The organism is Micromonospora thermarum (assembly GCF_012034245.1).
Classification (GTDB): domain Bacteria; phylum Actinomycetota; class Actinomycetes; order Mycobacteriales; family Micromonosporaceae; genus Micromonospora; species Micromonospora thermarum.
Window position 1 is genome coordinate 110,409 of record NZ_JAATEO010000014.1, and the last position, 24,599, is coordinate 135,007.

Here is a 24,599-nt window from a genome sequence, read left to right on the forward strand (position 1 = left end):
TGAAAAAGGGCGAACAGGATGGCGGGTCGGGCCACCGACTGGCAGTGGCCCGACCCGTCGCGCCGTGTTACTGAACGGCCTCGATCTTCACCAGGTCGACCCGGTCGAAGAGGTCCACCTCGACGTTCGTGACCTTGGTCGAGTGACCGAAGTTGTTCTGGCCGAACCGGAGCGGGACCACCGGCATGTCCTTGGCCAGAAGCTCCTCGGCCTGCTGGTACTTCTTGATCGCCTCTTCCTCGGTGGCGGCCGCCGAGCCCTCGGCGACCAGCCTGTCGAACTCCGGGTTGCTGTAGCCGTAGTAGTTCGACGAGCCGTTGGTGGTGTACAGCGGGCCGAGGTAGTTCTCCATGGACGGGTAGTCCATGACCCAGCCCATCCGGAACAGGCCGACCGGCTGCTTCGCCTTGACCTTGGTCAGCAGGTCCGCGAACTTCGGCTCGGCGGTACCGACGCAGTCCACGCCCAGGTTCGCCTTGAGCTGGTTGCAGGTGGCGTCGATCCAGTCCTTGTGGCCACCGTCGCCGTTGTACGACAGCTCGATCCGGCTCGGGCCGCCGGCGGCCTGGTACAGCGCCTTCGCCTTGGCCGCGTCGAACTTGCCGGCCTCACCGATGGTGTCCGTGCGGTAGCCCGCGACGACCGGGGAGACGAAGGAGCGCGCCGGCGTCTGTGAGTCCTTGAAGATCGACTTGGTGATCTCCTCGCGGTCGATCGCCATCGAGATCGCCTTCCGGACGTCCGGGTTGCTGAACTCCTTCTGGTACGTCGGGAAGGAGAGGAACTGGAAGGTCGACGCCGGGCTCGTCTTGAAGCGGTCGCCCAGGTCGGTGGCGGCGGTCGACAGGTTCTCGGTCGGGATCGTCTTGATGACGTCCAGGTTGTCCGACAGCACGTCCGCGTACGCGGCGGTCTGCTGCTGGTAGATCCGGAACTCGACGCCGGCCACCTTCGGCTTCTCGCCGGGGAAGGCGTCGTACTTCTCGACCTCGACCTTGGCGTCGTGCTGCCAGGTGCCCTTCATCTTGAACGGGCCCTGGCCGATCGGCGCCTGCTCGTAGCCCTCGGCCAGCACACCCGGGGCGGAGAACGCGGCCTTCGGCATCGGGTAGAAGGCGGTGTAGCCGAGCATGGTCTTGAACTCGGTGTACGGCTGCGACAGCGCCACGGTGAAGGTCAGGTCGTCGACCTTCTTCAGGCCGGACATCGTCTTCGCCTTCGGCTGCTCGCCCTGCAGGTCCTCGTACCCGGCGATCTTCTCGAAGAAGTAGCTGGCGTTCTGGCCGTTCGGGGCGTACGCGCCGTAGTTCCAGGCGTCGATGTAGTTGTCGGCGGTCACCTTCTCACCGTTGTGGAAGGTGTAGCCGTCCTTCAGCTTGACCGTCCAGGTCTTGTTGTCCTCGGACGTCACCGACTCGGCGGCCACCTCGTACGCCTTGTTGGCCTCGTCGTAGTCGACCAGCGGGCTGAACAGGGCGGCGAGCACCTGGGAGCCGCTCGTCTCGGTGGTGTTGGTCGGCACCAGGTGCTGCGGCTCGGCGATCTCGATTCGCACCGCCGCGTCGGGGTTGGTCCCGCCGGATCCGCCGTCGCCGCCCGAGCCGCAGGCCACCAGGCCCAGGGTCACCGCGAGCGGGAGGGCGGTCCAGGCGGCGAGCCTACGAACGCGCATGAAGTCTCCTCATCTCCTCACACTGCGCAGTCGGGCCCGGCGCTGGGTTTACGCTGCGCAACGATGGGCAACGGTAGGTCGCGCAATCGCGATCGACAACGATGCCGTTGCGAACCGATAACAGGGTGTGAGGTCGGGGCTTGCGTCCGGCTCGCCGTGCTGGTAGTGCGCCGAGCCCCGGAATGGCATCTCACCAGGGTTTATGACCGGCAAGCCGCATCGCGAGATGGGACCGTTTGGTGCCGCTTGCGAGCCGTCCGCCCGGCTGTCCCGATCCTCCCCGCCGCGCGGCGGTCGTCGGGATGACCGCCGCCAGCCGGCCCCGTCAAATCACATACGGTGACCAAAGCCACGTCACACACCGTCACGCTGTCCACTGGCGCGGACGGTGCGGCGGCCGCTGGCCGGGTCGTCGGCCCGCGGCGGGTCGGGCGTGAGACGATCTGGGCGTGACGGCGACGCTTCTGGACGGCAAGGCGACCGCGGCCGAGATCAAGGACGAGCTGCGGACCCGGGTGAAGGCTCTGGCGGAACGGGGCGTCACGCCCGGGCTCGGCACCGTCCTGGTCGGCACCGATCCCGGCTCCCAGGCGTACGTCAACGGCAAGCACCGTGACTGCGCCGAGGTGGGCATCGCCTCCATCCGGCGCGAGCTGTCGGCGGACGCCACCCAGGAGCAGGTCGACGCCGTCCTCGCCGAGCTGAACGCGGACCCGGCCTGTCACGGCTACATCGTCCAGCTGCCGCTCCCCGCCCACCTGGACACCCAGCGGGTGCTGGAGCTGATCGACCCGGACAAGGACGCCGACGGCCTGCACCCGGTGAACCTGGGCCGGCTGGTGCTCGGCTACCCGGGCCCGCTGCCCTGCACTCCGCGCGGCATCGTCGAGCTGCTCCGCCGGCACGACGTTGCGCTGCGCGGCGCCAAGGTCGCCGTGGTCGGTCGGGGCAACACGGTGGGCCGGCCGCTCGGCCTGCTGCTCACCCGCCGCAGCGAGAACGCGACCGTCACCCTCTGCCACACCGGCACCCTCGACCTCGCCTCGCACACGCGCGCCGCGGACATCGTGATCGTCGCGGCCGGCGTACCGGGGCTGCTCACCGCCGACATGGTGACGCCCGGCGCGGTCGTGGTCGACGTCGGGATCACGCGGGTGATCGGTCCCGACGGCAAGGGCCGCTACACCGGCGACGTGGACCCGGAGGTGGCCGAGGTGGCCGGCGCCCTGGTGCCGATGCCCGGCGGCGTCGGGCCGATGACCCGCGCCATGCTGCTGACCAACGTCGTCGAGCGGGCCGAGCGCGACTGAGCGGCCGTCCGGAAACCCCGGCAGCCTCTGAGACGTCCCACCCATCGAGGTCATAACCGTCCGCCCCTGGCCGGAACGGTGCCAGGATGGCTGATACGGTCCGGAAAACCGACTGGTATCAGGGAGTGGGACGACCATGGGTAAGAAGGTCACTGTCGTCGGGGCCGGCTTCTACGGCTCCACCACCGCACAGCGCCTGGCCGAGTACGACGTCTTCGACACCGTCGTGATCACCGACATCGTGGAGGGCAAGCCCGCCGGCCTCGCCCTGGACCTCAACCAGTCGCGCGCGGTCGAGGGCTTCGAGACCAAGGTCGTCGGCGTCACCACCGGCCCGAACGGCGAGGGCTACGAGGCCATCGAGGGCTCGGACGTCGTCGTCATCACCGCCGGCCTGCCCCGCAAGCCGGGCATGAGCCGGATGGACCTGCTGGAGACCAACGCCAAGATCGTCCGCCAGGTCTCCGAGAACGTCGCCAAGTACGCCCCGAACGCCGTCGTCATCGTCGTCTCCAACCCGCTCGACGAGATGACCGCGCTGGCCCAGCTCGCCACCCAGTTCCCGAAGAACCGGGTGCTCGGCCAGGCCGGCATGCTGGACACCGCCCGGTTCACCAACTTCGTGGCCGAGGCCCTGAACGTACCGGTGAAGTCGGTGAAGACCCTGACCCTGGGCTCGCACGGCGACACGATGGTCCCGGTCCCCTCGAAGAGCACGGTGGACGGCAAGCCGCTGCGCGAGGTCATGCCGGCCGAGCAGATCGAGGAACTGGTCGTCAAGACCCGCAACGGTGGCGCCGAGGTCGTCGCGCTGCTGAAGACCGGCTCCGCGTACTACGCCCCGTCGGCGGCCGCCGCCCGGATGGCGAAGGCCGTGGCGGAGGACTCCGGCGAGGTCATGCCGGTGTGCGCCTGGGTCGACGGCCAGTACGGCATCTCCGGCGTCTACCTGGGCGTGGAGGCCGAGATCGGCGCCGAGGGCGTCAAGCGGGTCGTCGAGACCGACCTGGACGCCGACGAGCTGGCCGCCCTGAAGGAGGCCGCCGAGGCCGTCCGCGCCAAGCAGGCCGACGTCGCCAACATGTGAGCTGACCGATCCCCGTGGAGGGCCGCCGGCGTCGCTGGCGGCCCTCCGCCGTTCCCGACGCCGTACGCAATGCCGCCCTCGCCGCTGCCGCGGGGCGGCGGCCGTGATAGACCCAGGGGTACGGCTCAGTGGCACGCGGCGACGCCTGCCAGTGACCTCCGCGCCGCCCGCCCCGACCGGTGAGGCCGCCTGGGGGCCGCCGGCCTGTTTCCAGTACGCTCGTACTGCTTGAGCACGTGTCCCCCGAGAGGAGCGCCGGCCGATGGCGAAGATCAAGGTAAACAACCCGGTCGTGGAAATCGACGGCGACGAGATGACCCGGATCATCTGGAAGCAGATCCGGGAGCAGCTGATCCTGCCGTACCTCGACGTCGACCTGCACTACTACGACCTGTCGATCCAGCACCGTGACGAGACCGACGACCAGGTCACCGTCGACGCCGCCAACGCCATCAAGGAGCACGGCGTCGGCGTCAAGTGCGCCACCATCACGCCGGACGAGGCCCGGGTGGAGGAGTTCGGCCTCAAGAAGATGTGGCGGTCGCCGAACGGCACCATCCGCAACATCCTCGGCGGCGTCGTGTTCCGCGAGCCGATCATCATGTCCAACGTGCCGCGGCTGGTCCCGGGCTGGACCAAGCCGATCATCATCGGCCGGCACGCCCACGGCGACCAGTACAAGGCCACCGACTTCGTCGTCCCCGGCCCGGGCACGGTGACCATCACCTACACCCCGGCCGACGGTTCCGCCCCGGTCGAGATGGAGGTCGCCAACTTCCCCGGCGGCGGTGTCGCGATGGGCATGTACAACTTCGACGAGTCGATCCGGGACTTCGCCCGTGCCTCCATGCGCTACGGCCTGGACCGTGGCTACCCGGTCTACCTGTCGACCAAGAACACGATCCTCAAGGCGTACGACGGCCGGTTCAAGGACATCTTCGCCGAGGTCTTCGAGAACGAGTTCAAGGCCGAGTTCGACGCCGCCGGCATCACCTACGAGCACCGGCTCATCGACGACATGGTCGCCGCCGCGCTCAAGTGGGAGGGTGGCTTCGTCTGGGCCTGCAAGAACTACGACGGTGACGTCCAGTCCGACACCGTGGCGCAGGGCTTCGGCTCGCTGGGCCTGATGACCTCGGTGCTGATGACCCCGGACGGCCGGACCGTCGAGGCCGAGGCCGCGCACGGCACGGTCACCCGGCACTACCGGCAGTGGCAGAAGGGCGAGAAGACCTCGACGAACCCGATCGCGTCGATCTACGCCTGGACCCGCGGCCTCGCCCACCGGGGCAAGCTCGACAACACCCCGGCGGTCACCGAGTTCGCCAACACGCTGGAGCAGGTCATCGTCGAGACCGTCGAGGGCGGCCAGATGACCAAGGACCTCGCGCTGCTCATCTCCCGGGACGCCCCGTGGCTGACCACCGACGAGTTCATGAACGCGCTGGACGAGAACCTGGCCCGCAAGCTCGCCTGACGTGTGTGAGGAAGGGGCCCTGTCAACGCCTCGCGTTGCACAGGGGCCCTTCCTCACACCTTCGACGAGGGCGGGCGGCGTGTCGGGCAGGCGACACGCCGGTTTGCGTCACTTTGCCCGGCGCGCCTCGTTGACCTGGGTGGACGAGATGCCAGTCACGTCCAGGAAGGTTGACGCGGTCGCCTCGCGACGTGCGTGCCGATCAGCCAGCCTTCCCGGCTGTCGTGCGCAGCCAGCCGTCCCTTCCCAGCGGGGGGCCCTGTCCCGGGCCCCCCGCGCCCTGTCCGCAGTGCGGCGCGGCAGGTCCGGCGCTGCCGACGTTCTCCCTCTCAGGCGGCGCGGAGGAGTTCGGCGGCGCGCTCGGGGGCGATGTCGTTGATGAACACGCCCATCCCCGACTCCGACCCGGCCAGGTACTTCAGCTTGTCCTTCGCCCGCCGGATGCTGAACAGCTGAAGGTGCAGGTGGCCCAGTTCCCGGTCGACGCGGACCGGAGCCTGGTGCCAGGCCGCGATGTACGGCATCGGCACGTCGAACAGCCCGTCGAAGCGGCGCAGCAGGTCCAGGTACAGCGGCCCGAAGGCGTCCCGCTGCGCGTCGGTGAGCGCCGGGATGTCCGGCACCGGCCGGTGCGGCGCCACGTGCACCTCGAACGGCCACCGGGCGGCCGCCGGGACGTACGCCGTCCAGTGCTCGTTGCCGGCGACCACGCGGCCCCCGTCGGCGCGCTCCGCGGCGAGCACGTCGGCGTACAGGTTGCGGCCCCCGGTGCGGTCGGCGTGCCGGCGGGCGGCGGCCAGCATCGCCCGGGTCCGCGGCGTCACGAAGGGGTACGCGTAGACCTGCCCGTGCGGGTGGTGCAGCGTCACGCCGATCTCGACGCCCCGGTTCTCGAACGGGAAGACCTGCTCCACGCCGGGCAGTTCGGCCAGCGCGGTGGTGCGGTCGGCGAGCGCGTCGAGCACGGTCCGCACCCGGCCGGGGGAGAGGCTGGCGAACGAGGCGTTGTGGTCGTCGGTGAAACAGACCACCTCGCACCGGCCCTGCCCCGGCCGGACCGGGGTGAACGGCGTGATCTCCGCCGGCTCCTCGGCGATCCGGCCGCTCAGCGACGGGAAGCGGTTCTCGAAGACCACCACGTCGTAGTCGGGGGCCGGGATCTCGCTGAGCCGGTCGGCGGTGGACGGGCAGAGCGGGCACTGGTCGGCCGGGGGGAGGAAGGTACGGGTCTGCCGGTGCACGGCGACCGCCACCCACTCGTCGGTCAGCGGGTCGTACCGCAGCTGTGACGCCGGTGGGGGCGGCGGCAGTTCCCGGCGGTCCGGCTGGTCGCGGACGGCGTCGTCCCGCTCGTCGAAGTAGATCAGCTCGCGGCCGTCGGCCAGCTCGATCGCGGTGCGCTTCACTCCGCCACCCCTCCACCCGTCGGCGTGGTCCGGCCCGCGCCACTGACGACCACCAGCTCGCCCACCTGCTCGTCGAGTACCCGCCGGGCGTCGGACGGCAACCGGTCGTCGGTGACCACGACGTCGGCCGCCGAGAGCTCGACGATCGACGAGAGCCCGACCGTGCCCCACTTCGTGTGGTCGGCGAGCACCACCAGACGGTCGGACGCGGTCACCAGGGCCCGGTCGGTCTCGGCCTCCATCAGGTTGGGCGTGGTGAACCCCGCCCGCTCGGTGATCCCGTGCACGCCGAGGAACAGCAGGTCCAGGTGCAGCGAGCGGATCGCGCCGACGGCGAGCGGCCCGACCAGCGCGTCGGAAGGCGTACGGACACCGCCGGTGAGCACCACCGTCTGGTCCGGCCGGCCGCCGGCGTGCAGGATCTCGGCGACCGGTAGGGAGTTGGTGACCACGGTGAGGCCGGGCACGTCGACCAGCCGCCGGGCCAGCTCGGCGGTGGTGGTGCCGGCGGAGAGGGCGATCGCGGCCCCGGGCCGGACCAGCTCGGCGGCCCGGCTGGCGATGGCGGCCTTCTCGGCGAGCTGGCGCACCGACTTGGCGCGGAACCCCGGCTCGTCCGTGGAGCCCGGCCCCGCGACCGTCGCGCCACCGTGCACCTTGGCCAGCAGCCCGCGCTCGTGCAGGAGGTCGAGATCGCGTCGGATGGTCATGTCCGACACGCCGAACTCCGCCGCCAGCTCGGTCACCCGTACCCCGCCGGCGGCGCGCACCCGGTCGAGGATGGCCGCCTGCCGCTGCTGCGCCAGCATGCGCCGCACCTCCGCACCTGTCACCGCGCACTCTCACGCGGTCGAACGTGTTCCAACAAGAATGAACACTAGCGCGCGGGTGTCACCCACGAAAGGGAAGGGGTGGTCCAGCCGGTCTAGACGGTCGGGTGGCGGGGCTCGACCCAGCCCGTCTCGGTCAGGTGGTGCAGCACCGACCGCACCGCCTCGTCGACCGGCAGATCGGTCGTGTCGATCACCAGGTCGGCGTCGGTCGGCTCCTCGTACGGGTCGTCGATGCCGGTCATCCCGCTGAGCAGGCCGGCCCGGGCCCGCGCGTACAGGCCCTTGCGGTCCCGCTGCTCGCAGACCTCCAGCGGCGTGGCGACGTGGATCAGCAGGAAGCCCGCCCCGGCGGCCAGCGCCATCTCCCGGGCGGTGGCCCGGGCCTGTGCGTACGGGGCGATCGGGCAGCAGATCGACACGCCCCGGTGCCGGGCGATCTCGGCGGCCACCCAGCCGATCCGGCGGACGTTCGCGTCCCGGTCGGCCTTGCTGAAGCCCAGGCCGGCCGACAGCTCCCGGCGGACGACGTCACCGTCGAGCAGGGTGATCGTCCGTTCGCCCTGCTCCCGCAGCGCGTCCGCCAGACCCCGGGCGATGGTGGACTTGCCGGAGCCGGAGAGGCCGGTCAGGAAGATCACCAGACCCCGGTAGCGCCGGGGCGGGCGGGCCCGCACCAGCTCCTTCGCCACCGCCGGCGGCGTGTGCCACTCGGGCAGTGGGAAACCCCGGTCCAGCAGGTCGTCGATCTCCGCCTGGCTCAGTGCCAGCCGCCGGTTGCGCGGCGGGATGTCCTCCCGCCAGCGCCACTGGCCGTCCCGGTTGTCGTACGCCAGCTCGCGGGGCACCAGCACCCGCAGCCCGGCGCCGGAGAGCATCTCGCCGGTGGAGAGCAGGTGGGTCACCCCGTACGCCGCCGACACCCGGGCCCGCAGCAGCGCGTCGCTGATCTCCTCCCGGCGGCGGGACAGCGGCACGGCGACCAGCGTCGCCGGGGGCATCCGGTCCCGGGCGGCGAAGACGCTGCGGACCAGCGCCTCCGGCGGCAGCCCACCGGCGCCGCCGTCCTCGCCGACCGGGATCAGCACCAGCAGGTGGGCGCCGAGGGTACGGGCGGCGTGCGCGATCTGCGCGAGCTGCGGCCGGTGCAGCGGGCGGTCGGCGATCACCCCGAGCACCCGCCCGGGGGGCAGCAGCGCGCGGACCTCCTCCGGGGTGCGGCGCAGCCGCTGGAACGGCCCGTGGCCCCCGTCGCCCAGCCGGCGTACCGGCCCGCCGACGCCCGCCACCCCGTCGCGGACCTGCCACGCGTCGGTGACCTCCAGCGCGGCCACCGGAGCGCCCTCGCCGTCGGTCAACACCAGCGTGCGGCGCGCCGGGTCGCGCACGTCCAGCCCCTGGGCGAGCGCCGCGGGCACCTGGAGGGTCACCGGCACCGGCCAGGTCGAGCCGTCGGCGAGGCGGCCGCGCCGGCTCACCGAGACCAGGTCGGCCCGGGTCATGAACCCGGTCAGCGGCTCGTACGCCCCGGTCAGCAACAGCTCCAGATCCGCCAGCTCGCCGGGGCGCGGCGTGTACGCCGGCGCGTCCCGGAGCAGCTCGTCCGGCAGCACCCAGCCGTTGCTCATCAAATCCCCCAACCCGCTGACCGGCACACAGTTTCTCAGCCCGCACCGGGATCGGTCGAGTGCCACTCCCGGTGTCGGGGGAGACGCGGGTGACCGGCGCGACGGGTCCCGGGTGACGGCCCGGTGGCGGGACGGTGACCGGTCAGGCCGGGGCCAGCGGCGCCGCGCCGAAGGACACGGCGAACCGCTTGCACCAGATCGACACGCTGGTGAGCCCGGCCAGGTCCACGTCGGTCGGGATGTCGTACGCCTGGTCGCCCCGGTTGCCCTTGAGCCGGCCCAGCTCCACCCAGCGGCCGTCGTCGAACACCCGCCACCCGGCGGTGCCGTCGCGGACCGGCTGGTCGGTCAGCCACACCCGCAGGTCCGGCCCGTTGGACGTGTCCAGCCCGACCAGCTCCAGCCGCAGCCGGCCGTCGGCCGCGCGGACGACGCGGGCGGTGCCGGTCGTGTCGTGCTCGTGGGTGACGAACTCACCACTGCGGACGATCACCGGACCCGCCGGGGCGGTGGTCGCGCCGGACGGTGGGGTGGTGGCGGCGGACGGCGGTGCCGCGGTCACCACCACGGCCAGGTCGTCGTCCACCTCGGTGTCGGTGACCAGCTTCCACGGCTGGAACCACCAGAGACCGAACGCGGCGCCGGCGGCGAGCACGGCGACCGCGACCCAGGTGAGCGGAGCGCGCAGCAGTCGGAGGAGCATGCCGCACAGTCTTCCGCCCCGGGGCCGCCGGAGGGATTACCAACGCCTTACACCGCCTACCCCTAGTGGGCGGATCAGGGGCGCGCCGGATGCCGGGGAGGTGCGTGACCTGCCTAGGCTGTCGGCGTGACACTCATCGCGACCGAGTCGCTGACCAAGACGTACGGGGGTGGGGTCACCGCGCTGGCCGACCTGACCGTCGCGGTCGAGCCCGGGATCATCGGCCTGGTCGGCGCGAACGGCGCCGGCAAGTCGACGCTGATCAAGATCCTGCTCGGCCTGCTCCCTCCCACCAGCGGGCGGGTGCGGGTCCTCGACCTGGACCCGACCACGCAGTCCGACCAGGTGCGCGCCCGGGTCGGCTACATGCCCGAGCACGACGCCCTCCCGCCGGACCTCTCCGCCGCCGAGCTGGTCACGCACCTGGGCCGGATGAGCGGCCTGCCGCGCACCGTCGCCCGGGAGCGCGCCAGCGAGGCGCTGCGGCACGTCGGGCTCTACGAGGAGCGCTACCGGCCGGTCGGCGGCTACTCGACCGGCATGAAGCAGCGGGTCAAGCTCGCCCAGGCGCTCGTGCACGACCCGGACCTGCTGCTGCTCGACGAGCCCACCAACGGCCTCGACCCGGCCGGGCGGGACGCCATGCTCGCCCTGATCCACCGGATCGGCACCGAGTTCGGCATCTCCGTGCTCGTCTGCTCGCACCTGCTCGGCGAGGTGGAGCGGATCTGCGACACGCTCGTCGCGATCGACGGGGGCCGGCTGCTGCGCGCCGACCACATCTCCGCGATGACCACGGCCACCGACGTCCTCGCGGTCGAGGTCAGCGAGGGCACGGAGGAACTGGCCGCCCGGCTCGCCGCGTACCGCCTGCCGGTCAGCCGGGAGGGGCGGCTGCTGCTCGTCCCGCTCGCCGACGAGGCCACCTACGACCTGATCCTCGGCGCGGTCGCCGAGCTGGACCTGCCGCTGCACCGGCTGGACCAGCGGCGGCACCGGGTGGCCGAGCTTTTCGCCACGAGGGAGCCCAGCCATGTCTGAGCCGGCCGGTGTCATCCACGACATCGGGTACCAGCGTTACACCGGCCCCCGGCTGAGCCGGGGCGCCGTGTTCGGGGCCCTGTACCTGCACGGGCTGCGGACGGTCTTCGGCTTCGGCCGCAGCGCCAAGGCCAAGATCTTCCCCTGGCTGGTGGTCGGCATCGTGACGGTGGTGGCCGCCGGTGCCGCCGCGGTCCGCAGCCAGATCGGCGAGGTCGTGATGACGTACGCGCAGTTCGCCGACAACATGAGCTGGCTGGTCATCTTCTTCGTCGCGGTCGCCGCCCCCGAGCTGGTCAGCCGCGACCTGCGCAGCGGCGTGCTGCCGCTGTACTTCTCCCGGCCGCTGCCCCGGTCGGACTACCCGCTGGCCAAGCTGCTCGCCCTGGTCACCGCGCTGTGGCTGCTGCTCGGCGGGCCGCAGCTGGTGATGTTCCTCGGCGCCGCCTTCACCACCAAGGACGGGATGCGGGGCGTGTGGAACGAGCTGCTCGACCTGCTGCCGGGCCTGCTCTACGCCGGCCTCTGGGCGGTGGTGTTCGCCTCGATCGGCCTGCTGGTCGCCTCGCTCACCGGCAAGCGGGCGTTCGCCGCCGGCGGCATCGTGGCGGTCTTCCTGATGACCACGCCCATCGTCGGCGTCCTGTCGATCATGCCGTCCCGCGCCGTCAACGAGCTGGCCTTCCTCGCGTCACCGTCCACCCTGGTGCAGGGGGTGGGGGTCTGGTCCCTCGGCGATCTGCTGATCACCGACGACGCCGCCGAGGCGGCCGGCTCCCTGATCGGCGACTTCGGCCCGGTCTACGCGCTCGCCGCCGTGCTGCTCGTCGCCGCCTGCGTCACCCTGCTGCTGGCCCGGTACCGGAAGGTGGCCACCCGATGAGCGCGATCAGTGCCGAGCGGACGCCGGCCCCCACCCGCACGACGAGCACCCTGGAGCTGAAGGGCGTCTCCCGCTGGTACGGCAACGTGGTCGCCGTCAACGACGTCAGCATGGCCCTCGGCCCGGGCGTCACCGGCCTGCTCGGCCCGAACGGCGCCGGCAAGACCACCCTGTTGCACATGATGGCCGGCTTCCTGTCGCCGTCGCGGGGCACGGTGACGCTGGACGGGTCGCCGACCTGGCGCAACCCCGAGGTCTACCGGCGGCTGGGCCTGGTCAGCGAGCGGGAGGCCGTGCACACCTTCCTCACCGCGTACGAGTTCGTGCTGGCCAGCGCCAAGCTGCACCGGCTGCCCGATCCCGAGGAGGCGGCCCGCCGGGCGATCGCGCTGGTCGAGCTGGAGGGTGCGCAGTCCCGCCGGATCGGCACGTACTCGAAGGGCATGCGGCAGCGCGCCCGGGTGGCGGCGGCACTGGTCCACGACCCGCAGGTGCTGCTGCTCGACGAGCCGTTCAACGGCATGGACCCGCGGCAGCGGCTGCACATGATGGACCTGCTGCACCGCCTCGGCGCCGCCGGGCGGACCATCCTGTTCAGCTCGCACATCCTGGAGGAGGTCGAGCAGGTCTCCGGCACCGTCCAGGTGATGGTGGCCGGCCGGCTCGCCGCCTCCGGGGACTTCCGGACCATCCGCCGTCTGATGACCAACCGGCCGCACGTCTTCGCGATCCGGTCCACCGACGACCGGGCCCTGGCGGTGGCACTGATGGCGGAGCCGTCGGTGACCGGCGTGGAACTGGGCCGCACGGAACTGACCGTGCGGGCGGGCGACTACGGCTCCTTCACCCGCGCGCTGCCGAAGGTCGCCCTGGCCCAGGGCATCCGGGTCCGGCAGCTCGTGCCCGAGGACGAGTCCCTGGAGAGCGTCTTCTCCTACCTGGTGGAGGCCTGATGTCTACCGTTTCCTGGATCACGGCGCGTGGACTGTTCGGCCGGCGCCGCTTCCTCCTGCTGCTTCCGCTGCCGGCGCTGCTGGTGCTGCTCGCCGTGCTGTCCCGTTCCCTCGGGGTGGACCCGGGCGAGTGGGGCCCGCCGGTCCTGGTCGGCCTGGGACTGGCCGTGGTGCTGCCGGTGGTCGCCCTGATCGTCGGCACCGGCGTGCTCGGCGCCGAGATCGACGACGGCACGGTGGTGCACATCCTGACCAAGCCGCTGCCGCGCTGGCAGATCGTGCTGCCGAAGCTCGCGGTCGCCGCCGGGGTCACCGCGGTCACCGTCGCCGTGCCGATCTACGTCGCGGGCGTGCTCGCCGACTCGGTACGCCTCGGTCTGGCGCTCGCCGCCGCCGCCGCGATCGGGGCGCTGGCGTACTCGGCGTTCTTCGTGGCGCTCAGCCTGGTCACCCGGCGGCCGGTGCTGCTCGGCCTGGTCTACGTGCTGATCTGGGAGGGGTTGCTCGGCAACTTCGTGAGCGGCACGAAGCAGCTCTCCATCCAGCAGTACGTGATCGCGCTCGCCGACCGTTTCGCACCGACCGAGCTGCTCAGCACGGACGTGTCGGTGCCGGTCGCGACCGTGATGAGCGCGCTCATCGCGGTGGGCTTCACCGCTCTGGCGATCGACCGCCTCCGCTCGTTCAGCGTGGCCGGCGAAACCAGCTGACCCGGCGCCCGCCGCTCCGGTCGAGGGCACTCCTTCACCGAAGGAGTGCCCTCGACGCGCTCAGGGCCGTGAGGGAGCGCGGATCTCGCCGGTCAGAAGGCGCAGGCGATGACCAGCTCCGGGGTGCGGTCGGGGAGGAGGTCGAGCTTGCCGATCCGCCCCGCCGCCTTCAGGTCGTCGGCGACGAGGGTGAGCTGGTCGAGCAGCGCGGCCGGGCCGAGCGCCTCGGCCAGCGGCACCTCCGCCTTCATCGACAGCTTCCGCTCCGACTTGGCGCGGCGCACCTGGCTGAGCGCGTCCCCGGCGAGGCGCAGCAGCTCCGGGTCACCCTCGCCGGAGATCGTCCGCCCCACCTCGTACGTGGTGGGCCACGGCGCTCGGTGCACCGAGCCGTACCGCCACCAGGACCACACCTCCTCGGTCGCGTACGGGAGCACCGGGGCGAAGAGTCGCAGCTGCACCGAGAGCGCGCCGGCCAGCGCCGCCCGGGCCGAGTCCGCCGCCGGCCCGCTGCCGTAGGCGCGCTCCTTCACCAGCTCGATGTAGTCGTCGCAGAACCGCCAGAAGAACGCCTCCGCGACCTGCAACGCCGCCGTGTGGTCGTACGCCTCGAACGCGGACGTCGCGGTGGCGACCACGCCGGACAGGTCGGCGAGCATCGACCGGTCGAGCGGCTCGGTCGCCGGGGCCCGCAATGCGTCGGCGGCGCCCAGCCCGAGGGCGAACCGCGACGCGTTCAGCAGTTTCGTCGCCAGCCGCCGGCCCACCTTGATCTGGGCCGGGTCGAACGCCAGGTCGGTGCCGGGCCGCCCGTTGGCCGCCCAGTACCGCACCGCGTCGGAGCCGTGCTGCTCCAGCAGCGCCATCGGCGTGACCACGTTCCCCTTGGACTTGGACATCTTCTTGCGGTCCGGGTCGAGGATCCAGCCGGACAGCTCCGCGTCCCGCCAGGGCAGCACGCCGTGCTCCAGGTGGGAGCGGACCACCGTGGCGAACAGCCAGGTGCGGATGATCTCCTGCCCCTGCGGGCGTAGGTCCATCGGGAACACCCGGCGGAACAGGTCCGGATCGGTCTCCCAGCCGCCGACGATCTGTGGGGTGAGTGACGAGGTGGCCCAGGTGTCCAGCACGTCCGGGTCACCGACGAAGCCGCCCGGCACCCCGCGCTGCGACTCGTCGTACCCGGGCGGCGCGTCGGTGGACGGGTCGATCGGCAGCGCGGACTCCTCCGGTGTGAGAGGGTGGCTCCAGTCCGGCTCGCCAGCGTCGTCGAGCCGGTACCACACCGGCACCGGCACGCCGAAGAAGCGCTGCCGGCTGACCAGCCAGTCACCGGTCAGGCCCCCCACCCAGTGCTCGTAGCGGTGTCGCATGTGCTCCGGCACCCAGCGCAGCTCGCGTCCCCGGGCCAGCAGCTCCTCGCGCAGTTCCGGATCCCGGCCGCCGTTGCGCAGGTACCACTGCCGCGTCGACACGATCTCCAGCGGCCGGTCGCCCCGCTCGTAGAACTTCACCGGGTGGGTGATCGGGCGCGGCTCACCGACCAGGTCGCCCGCGTCGGCCAGCAGCTCCACGATCGTCCGCCGGGCGCCGTTGACGGTCTGCCCCGCGAGCGCCGCGTACGGCTCCGCCGGCACGCCGGCCGGCGCCTCCGGCAGCAGCCGGCCGTCCCGGCCGATCACCACCCGCGTGTCCAGGTGGAGCTCGCGCCACCAGGTCACGTCGGTCAGGTCACCGAACGTGCAGACCATCGCGATGCCGGTGCCCTTGGCCGGGTCCGCCAGCGGGTGCGCGCGTACCGGCACCTCGACCCCGAAGACCGGGGTACGCACGAGCGTGCTGACCAGGTCCGCGTACCGCTCGTCGCCGGGCTGGCAGACCAGCGCCACGCACGCCGGCAGCAGCTCCGGGCGGGTGGTGTCGACCGGCACCTCCCGGTCGCCGGGCCCGTGGAAGCGCAGCCGGTGGTACGCGCCGGGCCGCTCCCGGTCCTCCAGTTCGGCCTGGGCGACGGCGGTGGCGAACCCGACGTCCCACAGCGTCGGCGCCTCCGCCTGGTACGCCTCGCCCCGCGCCAGGTTGCGCAGGAACGTCCGCTGGCTGGTCGCCCGCGCGACCCGCCCGATCGTCGTGTACGTCAGCGACCAGTCCACCGACAGCCCGAGCCGCCGCCACAGCGCCTCGAACACCTGCTCGTCGGCAACGGTGAGCCGTTCGCACAGCTCGATGAAGTTGCGTCGGGAGATCGGCCTCGGGTCCTTGCGGGCGGCGTCGTCCACGGGCGCGTCCGGCGGCACCCAGGCCGGGTCGTACGGCAGGTCCGGGTCGCAGCGCACCCCGTACACGTTCTGCACCCGGCGTTCGGTCGGCAGGCCGTTGTCGTCCCAGCCCATCGGGTAGAAGACGGTGCGGCCGCGCATCCGCTGGAAGCGAGCCACCAGGTCGGTGTGCGTGTACGAGAAGACGTGTCCCATATGGAGCTCGCCGGATACGGTCGGCGGCGGGGTGTCGATCGCGTACACGTCCGAGCGCGCTTTGCTGCGGTCGAACGCGTACGTGCCCTCCTCCTGCCAGCGGCGCGCCCAGGTCTCCTCGAGCCCGTCCAGGGTCGGACGCTCGGGGACGCCGGCGCGGGCCGTCCTCGCCGTATCGGTCATCCGTCGATGGTAGGCGCGGGGCGACCCCCGAACGACGGGTTATCCGCGTGGCGCTCCTCGTTCACCGCTGGGCGGGACGTACGAGCATCGGGCCGCGGGTGGCCAGCGTGAGGCTGAGCGACCCGCCGGTCCGGGCGTTCGCCCGGTCGAGGATGGTGGAGACCGGCGCGTAGACGTTGCGCTCGTTCGGGTTGGTGCACGGGCCGCTGCCCGGGTCACCGTGGGAGAGGATGCCGATCGCCTTGCCGTCCGACTCGGTGAACAGCGGGCCGCCGCTGTCGCCCGGCCGGGCGCAGATGCGAACCCCGATGCCGCCGCTCGTCTTGTCGGTGACCTCGCCGCATCGGGTACCGGGCAGGTAGCCGGCCCCGGCGCCGGAGTCGACGTACTGCTCACCGGGCTTGGGGGTGTAGCCCGAGCCGGTCGCGCAGACCACCCAGCCGACCTGGACGGCGCTCGCCGGCACCAGACCGGTGATCCGGACGTCCCGGCTGCTCGTGCAGCGCGGGTTGTCCGGCACGCACCAGTAGTTGACCAGGCTGGGCTGGTCGCCGGGCGTCCTCGGGTACGCCCAGCGCTCGATCGCGTTGGAGACGTACGGCATGATCGCGTAGTCGTACGGGAAGGCGTTCTCGGCGAGCACGGGCGTGGTCGACTCGATGCCCACCCGGACCTTCGGTCCGAGGTACTGGTGCCAGGTCAGGTCGACGTGCTGGTGCCGCCCACCGACGACGCAGTGCCCGGCCGTCAACACGTACGAGACCGCGCCCCGGCCCACGATGTTGAAGCCGGTGGTGCAGCCACCGACCGTGCCGTCGTCGCGGGGCACGTCCAGCCGGATCCCACCCCGCATCGGTGCCTGCGCGCAGTAGCGGGGGTCGCAGGCCTTCGACACGCTCGTTCCGGCGCCCCGGGCCTGGGCGCGGGCGGCCACGCCGGCGTCGGCGAGCGCGTCGCCCAGTCGTGGGTCGTCGGCGGCGATCCGGTCGCCGGTGAGCACGATGACCTCGTTGGCCGGCTGGTTCACGACGACGTCGGTCCCCGCGGCCCCGTCGAGCGCGGTGGCGAGCCGGGAGGCGGCGGCGGTGAGGCGGGCCAGCGGGACGCGTACCGGAACCAGGCGGATCCGCGTCCGGTCCGGGTCGTCGGACAGCGCGGCCCGGACCGGCGCGGTGTCCGTCGCGGCGATCGTGAGGAGACCGCCCCCGGCCTGGTCCAACCACATGCCGCCGTAGGTGTCGGGGAACCGGTCGGCGAGCCGCTCGGCGAGCGACGCGGACCGGTTCTGGAGGGCCAGGCGGCGGGTGGCCTCGGTCGCCGACACGCGGTAGCGGTCCCGGAGGTACGCGACGGAGGCGGGCGCGACCGGCGCCCGGGCGGCGGAGCCATCGCCGGCCGCGGCGCGACTCTCCTCCGGGGACGGCGGCGTGTCGCCGGTCGCCTCGTCGGTGCCCGTCGACGGGCCGCTCCCGTCGTCGACGCCGGGGTCCTCCGCGGCGCCCACCGGGGCGGCCGGTGCCCGACCGGCCTCATCCCTGGGCGCCAGCGCGACGGCCGCCGCGCCGATCGTGCAGGCGGCAGCCAGTCCCGCGACCGCGATCCGTGTCCTGGTACGCACGCCGCAACCTCCCCGTTCGTCCGGCGGTGCGCGATCGGCGGGTACCGGAAGCCGGAGCCGATCGACCAACCGTGATTCTAGTTGTGGTCCGGGTGACCAGGCCGGACGCCGATTCAGGGGACACACGGCCGCGGGTTCCTGTGGCAGCATCATCGCGTTCGTAGGGCGCGCGGGGGAGGGCCACCATGGACGAGGATCTCCGACCACGCGCGGTGTGGCCCGAGGTGGTCGGCGTCGCCGCGGCCGACGAGTTCCCTCTGGCGGTCTTCGCCTTGTTCACGGAAGTGCTGGCCCGCGGGCCGATGGGACCGGGCGTGTACGCGCCGGCGGTGCTCGCCGCGGCGATCGCCGTGCCGGCGCTGCTGCCGCTGCTGCCGCGGCTGCTGGGGTGGCTGGTGGCGGCCGGCACCGAGCTGTTCGTCGCGGCGTCGCCGCCGTCCGGCACGACCGTGCCGAGCGTGGAACCGGGCGTCATCCGCCCCGGCTCTGGCTCGCCCTCGGGCTGGTCGTGGTCGCCGCTGTCGTCACGTACGTCCGGGGGAGCGGGAAAGGCGTGGTCGGCCCGGCCCGGTTCCGTCCCGGAGCGCCCGTGGCGGTGATCGCCGTCGCCGCGCTGTTCATCCTGGGCCTGGCACTGCGGATGGAGATGATCCGGTCTTACCGCCCCGGTCCCGACTTCGTCGTCCGCCCGGACGTGGTCGACCGTCCCCGCCCGGACCGGCGCGCCGAGGCGGCCGCGTCCGCCACGTAGGGCACGCGGATAGGCCTACACGAGCGAGTCGCGCCACTGCCGGTGCAGCGCGGCGTACCGGCCGTCGGCGGCGACCAGTTCGGCGGGCGGGCCGTCCTCGACGATCCGTCCCGCCTCCAGCACCACCACCCGGTCGGCGATCTCGACCGTGGACAGCCGGTGCGCGATCACCAGCGCCGTGCGGTCCCGCAGGATCGTGCCGAGGGCGTGCTGGACCGCCCGTTCGGTGGGGACGTCCAGCGACGACGTCGCCTCGTCGAGGATCAGCACCGCCGGGTCGGCCAGGAACGCGCGGGCGAAGGCGACGAGCTGCCGCTGACCGGCGGAGAGCCGCCCGCCCCGGCGCTGCACCTGGGTGGCGTACCCCTCGGGGAGCGCGGCGATGAAGTCGTGCGCGCCGATCGCCCGCGCGGCGGCCTGCACGGCGGCGTCGTCGGCGTCCGGACGGCCGAACCGGATGTTCTCCGCGACCGTGCCGCCGAAGAGGTGGGTCTCCTGGGTGACCAGCACGAGCGCGCGGCGCAGCTCGGCGTCGGCGACGTCCCGTACGTCGACGCCGTCCAGTAGCACCTCGCCGGCCACCGGGTCGTGGAAGCGCGCGAGCAGCTTGGCGATGGTCGACTTGCCGGCGCCGGTCGGGCCGATCAGGGCGACGGTCTGCCCGGCCGGGATGTCCAGGTCCAGGCCGGTGAGGATCGGCGCGTCGGGGCGGTACCCGAAGGTGACCGACCGGAAGGTGACCGCGCCGGGGGCCCGCCCGGCCGGCAGCGGCACCGGCCGGGCCGGCTCGGGCACCGCCGGCCGCTCGTCGAGCACCCCGGCGAGCTTCTCCAGCGCCGCCGTCGCCGACTGCAACGAGTTGTAGAACTGGCTCAGCTCCTGCATGGGCTCGAAGAACCGCCGCAGGTAGAGCAGGAAGGCGGCGAGCACGCCGATCTCGGTGTGGCCGTCGAGCACCCGCCAGCCGCCGTAGCAGAGCACCACCGCCACGGTGACGTTGCCGATCACTTTGATTCCGGGGGAGTAGGTGGCGATCAGCCGGAAGGCGCGCAGGCTGGCCCGCCGGTAGTCGTCGCTGACCGCGGCGAAGATCCGCTGGTTGCGGGGCTCGCGGCGGAACGCCTGCACCGCCCGGATGCCGCGCATCGACTCGACGACGTGGACGATCACCAGCGCGATCGTCTCCCGCGTGCGCCGGTACGCGGCGGCCGAGGCGCGCGCGAACCAGCGCGACAGCCAGTAGAGCAACGGGAACGCGAGCAGCGTCACGGCGGCCAGCGGTGGATCGAGCCAGAGCAGGATGACGGCGACCGACAGGATGGACAGGGCGGCGAGCACGAGGCTGTCGATGCCGCCGCCGGCCAGCTCGCCGATCGAGTCGAGGTCGCTGGTGAGCCGGGAGACCATCCGCCCCGACGTGTACCGCTCGTGGAACGCCACCGACAGCCGCAGGAACTTCCCGTACACCCGCTGTCGCAGGTCGAGCAGGACGGCCTGGCCGATCCGCGCGGAGAGGACGAGGAAGCCGCGGCGTGCCGCGTACTCCACGGCGGCGGCGACGGCGAAGGCGGCGGCGATCCCGACCAGCGGGCCCGGGTTCCCGGCCCGCAACGGCGCGATGGCCCGGTCGATCCCGAGCATCACGAGGTACGGCCCGGCCATGCCGGCCGCGTTCTGGCTGAGCAGCAACGCGACCGCGGCGGCGAGCCGCCAGCGGTGCGGGCGCAGCAGGTTCCGCAGCAGCACCCGGCTGCGCGCGCGCAGGCGGGCCACCGCCGTGGGATCGCTGTCCTCGGCGCGGCTGCGGTCCGCGTCGGGGTCGGTGGCGATCCCGCGCCAACTGTCCGGGTCGGATGGTCGCGGCGGCGGATCGGACGGCCGCCGTGGCGACGGCACGGGCCGGGGCGGCGCACCGGTGTCGCCGTCGGCCCCCGTCACGACCGCACCAGCCCCCGTCCGCCGGGTGCGGAATCACCCGCCGTTGTACCGGGCGGGCGCGCCGGTGGTTCCGCCGAGAGCAGCGCACGGTACGCGGGCACGGTGGCGAGCAGGGTCGAGTGGCGGCCCACCGCCGTGATCCGTCCCGCCTCCAGCAGGGCGACCCGGTCGGCGAGCGCGATGGTGGACGGCCGGTGCGCCACCACCAGCGCCGTGGTGGTGCGCAGCACCCGCCGCAGCGACGCCTCCACCATCGCCTCGGTGTGCACGTCGAGGGCGGACAGCGGGTCGTCGAGCACCAGCACCGCCGGTCGGCCGAGCACGGCCCGGGCCAGCGCCAGCCGCTGCCGCTGCCCGCCGGAGAGCGACAGGCCCTGCTCGCCGACGCGGGTGGTGAGCCCCCACGGCAGGTCGTACGCGAAGTCGGCCTGCGCCAGCGCGAGCGCGGCACGGACCTCCTCCTCACCGGCGTCCGGCCGGCCGAGCGTGAGGTTCTCCCACACCGACATCGAGAACAGGGTGGGCTCCTCGAAGGCCACCCCGACCAGCCGGCGCAGCGAGGCGAGGCGCAGGTCCCGCAGGTCGTGCCCGTCCAGCGTGATCCGCCCCTCGCTCACCTCGTGCAGCCGGGGCACCAGCGACAGCAGGGTGCTCTTGCCCGAGCCGGTCGCGCCCACCAGCGCCACCGTCTCGCCCGGCTCGACGGTCAGGTCGAGGGCCTGCAGGACGGGCGCTTGGGCGCCCGGGTAGCGGAACGAGACTCCCTCGAACACCAGCCGACCGCGTACGTCGGCCCGGGCGAGCGCGACCGCGTGCGGACGGTCCACGATGGCGGGCGGCGTGTCCAACACCTCCCGGACCCGGTCGGCCGCGGTCGCCGCCTCCTGCCCGCCGGCGATGATCCAGCCGAGGCCCTGCACCGGCCAGACCAGCATGAGCTGGAGGCTGACGAACGCCACCAGCTCCCCGATGGTGAGTACGCCGTTCGCGGTGGCGGCCGCCCCGGCGACCAGCACGACGCCCAGGGTCAGGTTCGGCACCAGGTCCAGCCGGGCCGACGTCGCGGCGAGCAGCCGCCCCTTGCCGACCCCCGTGTCGTGCAGGGCCCGGGCCCCCTCGGCGAACCGCGCGGCCAGTTCCGGTCCCCGCCCGTACGCCTTCATCGTGCGCAGCCCCTGCGCCGTCTCCTCGACCAGGGTCGCCACGTCGCCCTGCTGGTCCTGCATGCGTCGGGAGGCGGTGTGGTACGCCTGCGCGAAGCGCCGGGCGATGCGGAACAGCGGTACCGCGCTCGCCGCCACCAGCAGTCCCAGCACGGCGTGCAGCCGGATCAGCAGCACCACCACGACCACGTACGTGACGAGGTTGAGGATCAGGAAGAACAGGCCGAAGGAGAGGAACCGGCGGATCACCGACAGGTCGGTGGTGATCCGGGACAGCAGCTGCCCGGACTGCCACCGGTCGTGGAAGCTCGGCGGCAGCCGTTGCAGGTGGGCGTACACGTCGGCGCGGATGGCCGCCTCCATGCCCACCGAGGAGGACGACTGCACCCAGCGCCGGATGAAGATCAGCAGTGCCTCGGCGAGACCCAGCAGCAGCGCCAGGCCGGCGAGGCGGACCAGCCCGCCCGGGTCCTGCCGGGCGACCGGGCCGTCCACCACGCGCTGGGCCACCAGCGGTACCGCGATTCCCGCCGCGGTGGCGGCCAGCCCGGCGACGAGCAGCCAGGCGAACTCCGTCGCGTACGGGCGCAGGTAGTGCCGCAGGCGCCAGAGGTTGTGCAGCGGATGTCGGCCCGTGGCGGGGATCGAGTCTCCTTCACACTCCGCAGGCACTACCCGACGGTAGCGGCAATTGGGAGCGTTGCCGCTGTCGGCTTGTCGTCAACTGCCGCTCATGACCGAGAAGCCACTTCTTCACGTCCAGCCCCCAGCGGTAGCCGCCGAGCGTCCCGTCGGTGCGCAGCACCCGGTGGCAGGGGACGAAGAGCGCGGCGGCGTTGCGGGCGCAGGCCGCCGCGGCGGCGCGGACCGCCGCCGGGCGTCCGGCCAGCCCGGCGAACCCGCTGTACGTGACCGGCTCGCCCGGCTTCACGTCCCGCAGCACCGTCCAGGCGTACGCCATGAACGCACCTCCGGTGTGCTGCTCGACCGGCACCGTGTCGATCGCGGTCAGGTCGCCGTCCAGGTAGGACGTCACGGCGACGGTGACGGGGCCGAGGTCGGGCCGGTGCCGCAGCGGCGCCCGCAGGCTCGGGTGGATGAGGGGGACCAGGGTCTGCGGGTCGGGGGTGAAGCCGGCGGCCCGGACCGCCCCGTCGGGCCCGGCGACGATGCTGAGCGGGCCGGCCGGGGTGGCGATGACGGTGCTGTCGATCGTGCTCATGCTGCTCTCCAGAGTCGGATGACCGCGTACGAGCGCCAGGGGCGCCAGCGGTCCGCGTACGTGTCGAGGGTCTTGGGGTCGTCGGGTAGGCCGAGGGCGGCGGCGCCGCGGCGTACGGCGAGGTCGGTGGGGAGGAGCACGTCCGGGTCGCCGAGCGCGCGCAGCGCGACGTAGTCCGCCGTCCACGCCCCGATCCCCGGCAGTGCCAGCAGCCGCTGCCGGGTCTCCTCCCGGTCCCCACCCGGCTCCAGGTCCAGCGCCCCGTCAACGACCGCCCGCGCCAGCCCCCGAATCGTCTCCCGCCGCGCAACGGGCATCCCGAACCCGTGATCCGGCACCCGCAGGATGTCCTCGGCCGAGGGAAACCCCCGCAACCCCCGCCCCGCCTCGGGTTGATCATGAAGCTGACGGGTGAGTCGATCTCCTTCGCGCCCGCCAGCTTCATGATCGACGGCGGCGGCCCGGGCAGGGAGGTGGGTCAGGAGGCGGGTCAGGGTGGTGCGGGCGGACGTTACCGACACCTGTTGGCCGATCACGGCGCGGACGGCCATCTCGAAGCCGTCGGCCGCGCGGGGGACGCGGACGCCCGGCTCCGCCGCGACCGCCGGGGCCAGGGCCGGGTCGGCGGCCAACGTCTGGTCGACGGCCACCGGGTCGGCGTCGAGGTCGAGCAGGCGGCGGCAGCGGGCCACCGCCGGTGCCAGGTCCCGCATGTCGGTCAGCCGCAGCGTCGCGACCACGTGCCCGTCCGCCGGGGTCAGGGCGGCCTCGCCGGTGCCGTGCGGCAGCCGCAAGCCCCGGCGGTACGTCCCGGCGCGCACCTCGTCGACGGCCGGCAGCGCCCGGAGGGCGAGGAAGTCCAGCAGCGCCCGGGCGTGCAGCGGCGGCCGGTACGCGAGCCGTACCGTGATCGTGCCCGCCCCGGCCGGCGCCGGACGCTGCCCCCGGGCGGTCCGCAGCTCGGTCGGCGCGACCCCGTACACCTCGCGGACCGTGTCGTTGAACTGCCGTACGCTGCCGAACCCGGCCGCGAACGCGACGTCCGCCATCCCGAGCCCGGTGGTCTCGATCAGGGTCCGGGCGGTCTGCGCGCGCTGCGCCCGGGCCAGTGCGAGCGGGCCGGCGCCCAACTCGGCGCGGAGCATCCGGTGTAGGTGCCGCTCGGTGTAGCCGAGCCGCGCCGCGAGGCCGGGCACCCCGTCCCGGTCGACGACACCGTCGGCGATCAGCCGCATGGCGCGACCCACCACGTCGGCCCGGACGTCCCACTGCGGGGAGCCGGGCGCGGCGTCCGGCCGGCACCGGCGGCAGGCGCGCAGGCCGGCGCCCTGGGCGGCAGCGGCCGACGGGAAGAATCGGACGTTCTGCCGTTTGGGGGTGATCGCCGGGCAGGACGGCCGGCAGTAGATGCCGGTCGAGGTCACGCCGGTGTAGAACCAGCCGTCGAACCGCTGGTCGCGGCTGTCGACGGCCCGGTAACACCGTTCGAAGTCCAGGTCCACGCACCGATGATGCCCCCGCCCCCGACGCGCCTGCTGGCGGGATTCGGA

At 73.0% G+C, this 24,599-nt stretch carries 19 protein-coding genes and 1 pseudogene; 9 read left to right on the forward strand and 11 right to left on the reverse strand.

Annotation, left to right across the window (positions count from 1 at the left end):
• Positions 1-67: 67 nt before the first annotated feature.
• Complete coding sequence (locus tag HCJ94_RS14960; RefSeq protein WP_168001622.1) at positions 68-1,672, reverse strand: peptide ABC transporter substrate-binding protein; 1,605 nt, start codon at positions 1,670-1,672, stop codon at positions 68-70.
• Positions 1,673-2,121: 449 nt separating this feature from the next.
• Between HCJ94_RS14960 and HCJ94_RS14965 the strand changes: the two genes are divergently transcribed.
• From HCJ94_RS14965 to HCJ94_RS14975, 3 genes are all read left to right on the forward strand, one after another.
• Positions 2,122-2,982, forward strand: a complete 861-nt coding sequence (locus HCJ94_RS14965; protein WP_168001623.1) for a bifunctional methylenetetrahydrofolate dehydrogenase/methenyltetrahydrofolate cyclohydrolase — start codon at positions 2,122-2,124, stop codon at positions 2,980-2,982.
• A 136-nt stretch (positions 2,983-3,118) separates the two neighbouring features.
• Entirely contained in the window at positions 3,119-4,069 is a 951-nt protein-coding gene (mdh, locus tag HCJ94_RS14970) for a malate dehydrogenase (RefSeq protein ID WP_168001624.1), read from the forward strand.
• A gap of 262 nt (positions 4,070-4,331) precedes the next feature.
• Positions 4,332-5,546 (forward strand): NADP-dependent isocitrate dehydrogenase, encoded by a 1,215-nt coding sequence (locus HCJ94_RS14975; RefSeq protein WP_168001625.1) that lies wholly within the window; start codon positions 4,332-4,334, stop codon positions 5,544-5,546.
• 329 nt (positions 5,547-5,875) lie between these two features.
• Here HCJ94_RS14975 and galT read toward each other — a convergent pair whose 3' ends face one another.
• From galT to HCJ94_RS14995, 4 genes are all read right to left on the reverse strand, one after another.
• Complete coding sequence (galT, locus tag HCJ94_RS14980) at positions 5,876-6,952, reverse strand: galactose-1-phosphate uridylyltransferase (RefSeq protein ID WP_168001626.1); 1,077 nt, start codon at positions 6,950-6,952, stop codon at positions 5,876-5,878.
• Positions 6,949-7,761 carry a DeoR/GlpR family DNA-binding transcription regulator gene (locus HCJ94_RS14985; RefSeq protein WP_168001627.1) on the reverse strand — a complete coding sequence of 271 codons (813 nt, stop codon included), beginning with the start codon at positions 7,759-7,761 and terminating at the stop codon, positions 6,949-6,951. Before HCJ94_RS14985 ends, galT begins: the two co-directional genes overlap by 4 nt.
• 116 nt (positions 7,762-7,877) lie before the next feature.
• On the reverse strand, positions 7,878-9,410 hold the full coding sequence (cysC, locus tag HCJ94_RS14990; RefSeq protein WP_168001628.1) for an adenylyl-sulfate kinase: 1,533 nt from the start codon (positions 9,408-9,410) through the stop codon (positions 7,878-7,880).
• Between the two features lie 142 nt (positions 9,411-9,552).
• A complete protein-coding gene (locus HCJ94_RS14995) occupies positions 9,553-10,113 on the reverse strand; it encodes a DM13 domain-containing protein (RefSeq protein ID WP_168001629.1) in 561 nt (186 codons plus the stop codon).
• A gap of 219 nt (positions 10,114-10,332) precedes the next feature.
• Between HCJ94_RS14995 and HCJ94_RS15000 the strand changes: the two are divergent.
• The 4 genes and pseudogenes from HCJ94_RS15000 to HCJ94_RS15015 form a co-directional block, all read left to right on the forward strand.
• Positions 10,333-11,154 (forward strand): annotated as a pseudogene (locus tag HCJ94_RS15000) (ABC transporter ATP-binding protein); the annotation flags it as partial.
• A complete protein-coding gene (locus HCJ94_RS15005; RefSeq protein ID WP_168001631.1) occupies positions 11,147-12,037 on the forward strand; it encodes an ABC transporter permease in 891 nt (296 codons plus the stop codon). The pseudogene HCJ94_RS15000 and the gene HCJ94_RS15005, both read left to right, overlap by 8 nt.
• Complete coding sequence (locus HCJ94_RS15010; RefSeq protein ID WP_168001632.1) at positions 12,034-12,990, forward strand: ABC transporter ATP-binding protein; 957 nt, start codon at positions 12,034-12,036, stop codon at positions 12,988-12,990. Before HCJ94_RS15005 ends, HCJ94_RS15010 begins: the two co-directional genes overlap by 4 nt.
• Positions 12,990-13,700 (forward strand): ABC transporter permease subunit, encoded by a 711-nt coding sequence (locus HCJ94_RS15015; protein ID WP_168001633.1) that lies wholly within the window; start codon positions 12,990-12,992, stop codon positions 13,698-13,700. The genes HCJ94_RS15010 and HCJ94_RS15015 overlap by 1 nt, the downstream gene beginning before the upstream one ends.
• Positions 13,701-13,792: 92 nt before the next feature.
• Here HCJ94_RS15015 and valS read toward each other — a convergent pair whose 3' ends face one another.
• On the reverse strand, positions 13,793-16,357 hold the full coding sequence (valS, locus tag HCJ94_RS15020; RefSeq protein WP_168001634.1) for a valine--tRNA ligase: 2,565 nt from the start codon (positions 16,355-16,357) through the stop codon (positions 13,793-13,795).
• Between the two features lie 61 nt (positions 16,358-16,418).
• The gene (locus tag HCJ94_RS31195) at positions 16,419-17,975 is read right to left on the reverse strand and encodes a trypsin-like serine protease (RefSeq protein ID WP_168001635.1); all 1,557 of its coding nucleotides are present in this window, start codon (positions 17,973-17,975) and stop codon (positions 16,419-16,421) included.
• Between the two features lie 185 nt (positions 17,976-18,160).
• Here HCJ94_RS31195 and HCJ94_RS15030 point away from each other — a divergent pair, with 185 nt between their 5' ends.
• Both HCJ94_RS15030 and HCJ94_RS15035 read left to right on the forward strand, forming a co-directional pair.
• A complete protein-coding gene (locus tag HCJ94_RS15030) occupies positions 18,161-18,574 on the forward strand; it encodes a hypothetical protein (protein ID WP_168001636.1) in 414 nt (137 codons plus the stop codon).
• Positions 18,565-18,726: a hypothetical protein gene (locus HCJ94_RS15035; protein ID WP_168001637.1), complete on the forward strand. Its 162-nt coding sequence runs from the start codon at positions 18,565-18,567 to the stop codon at positions 18,724-18,726. Before HCJ94_RS15030 ends, HCJ94_RS15035 begins: the two co-directional genes overlap by 10 nt.
• 15 nt (positions 18,727-18,741) lie before the next feature.
• Here HCJ94_RS15035 and HCJ94_RS15040 read toward each other — a convergent pair whose 3' ends face one another.
• Genes HCJ94_RS15040 through HCJ94_RS15055 form a run of 4 tightly spaced genes read right to left on the reverse strand, consistent with a single transcriptional unit; the run spans position 18,742 to position 24,551 of the window.
• Complete coding sequence (locus tag HCJ94_RS15040; RefSeq protein ID WP_168001638.1) at positions 18,742-20,664, reverse strand: ABC transporter ATP-binding protein; 1,923 nt, start codon at positions 20,662-20,664, stop codon at positions 18,742-18,744.
• Positions 20,661-22,499 carry an ABC transporter ATP-binding protein gene (locus HCJ94_RS15045; protein WP_168001639.1) on the reverse strand — a complete coding sequence of 613 codons (1,839 nt, stop codon included), beginning with the start codon at positions 22,497-22,499 and terminating at the stop codon, positions 20,661-20,663. The genes HCJ94_RS15040 and HCJ94_RS15045 overlap by 4 nt, the downstream gene beginning before the upstream one ends.
• Positions 22,483-23,049, reverse strand: a complete 567-nt coding sequence (locus HCJ94_RS15050) for a methylated-DNA--[protein]-cysteine S-methyltransferase (protein WP_168001640.1) — start codon at positions 23,047-23,049, stop codon at positions 22,483-22,485. The genes HCJ94_RS15045 and HCJ94_RS15050 overlap by 17 nt, the downstream gene beginning before the upstream one ends.
• Entirely contained in the window at positions 23,046-24,551 is a 1,506-nt protein-coding gene (locus HCJ94_RS15055) for an AlkA N-terminal domain-containing protein (protein ID WP_168001641.1), read from the reverse strand. The genes HCJ94_RS15050 and HCJ94_RS15055 overlap by 4 nt, the downstream gene beginning before the upstream one ends.
• Between the last annotated feature and the right edge of the window lie 48 nt (positions 24,552-24,599).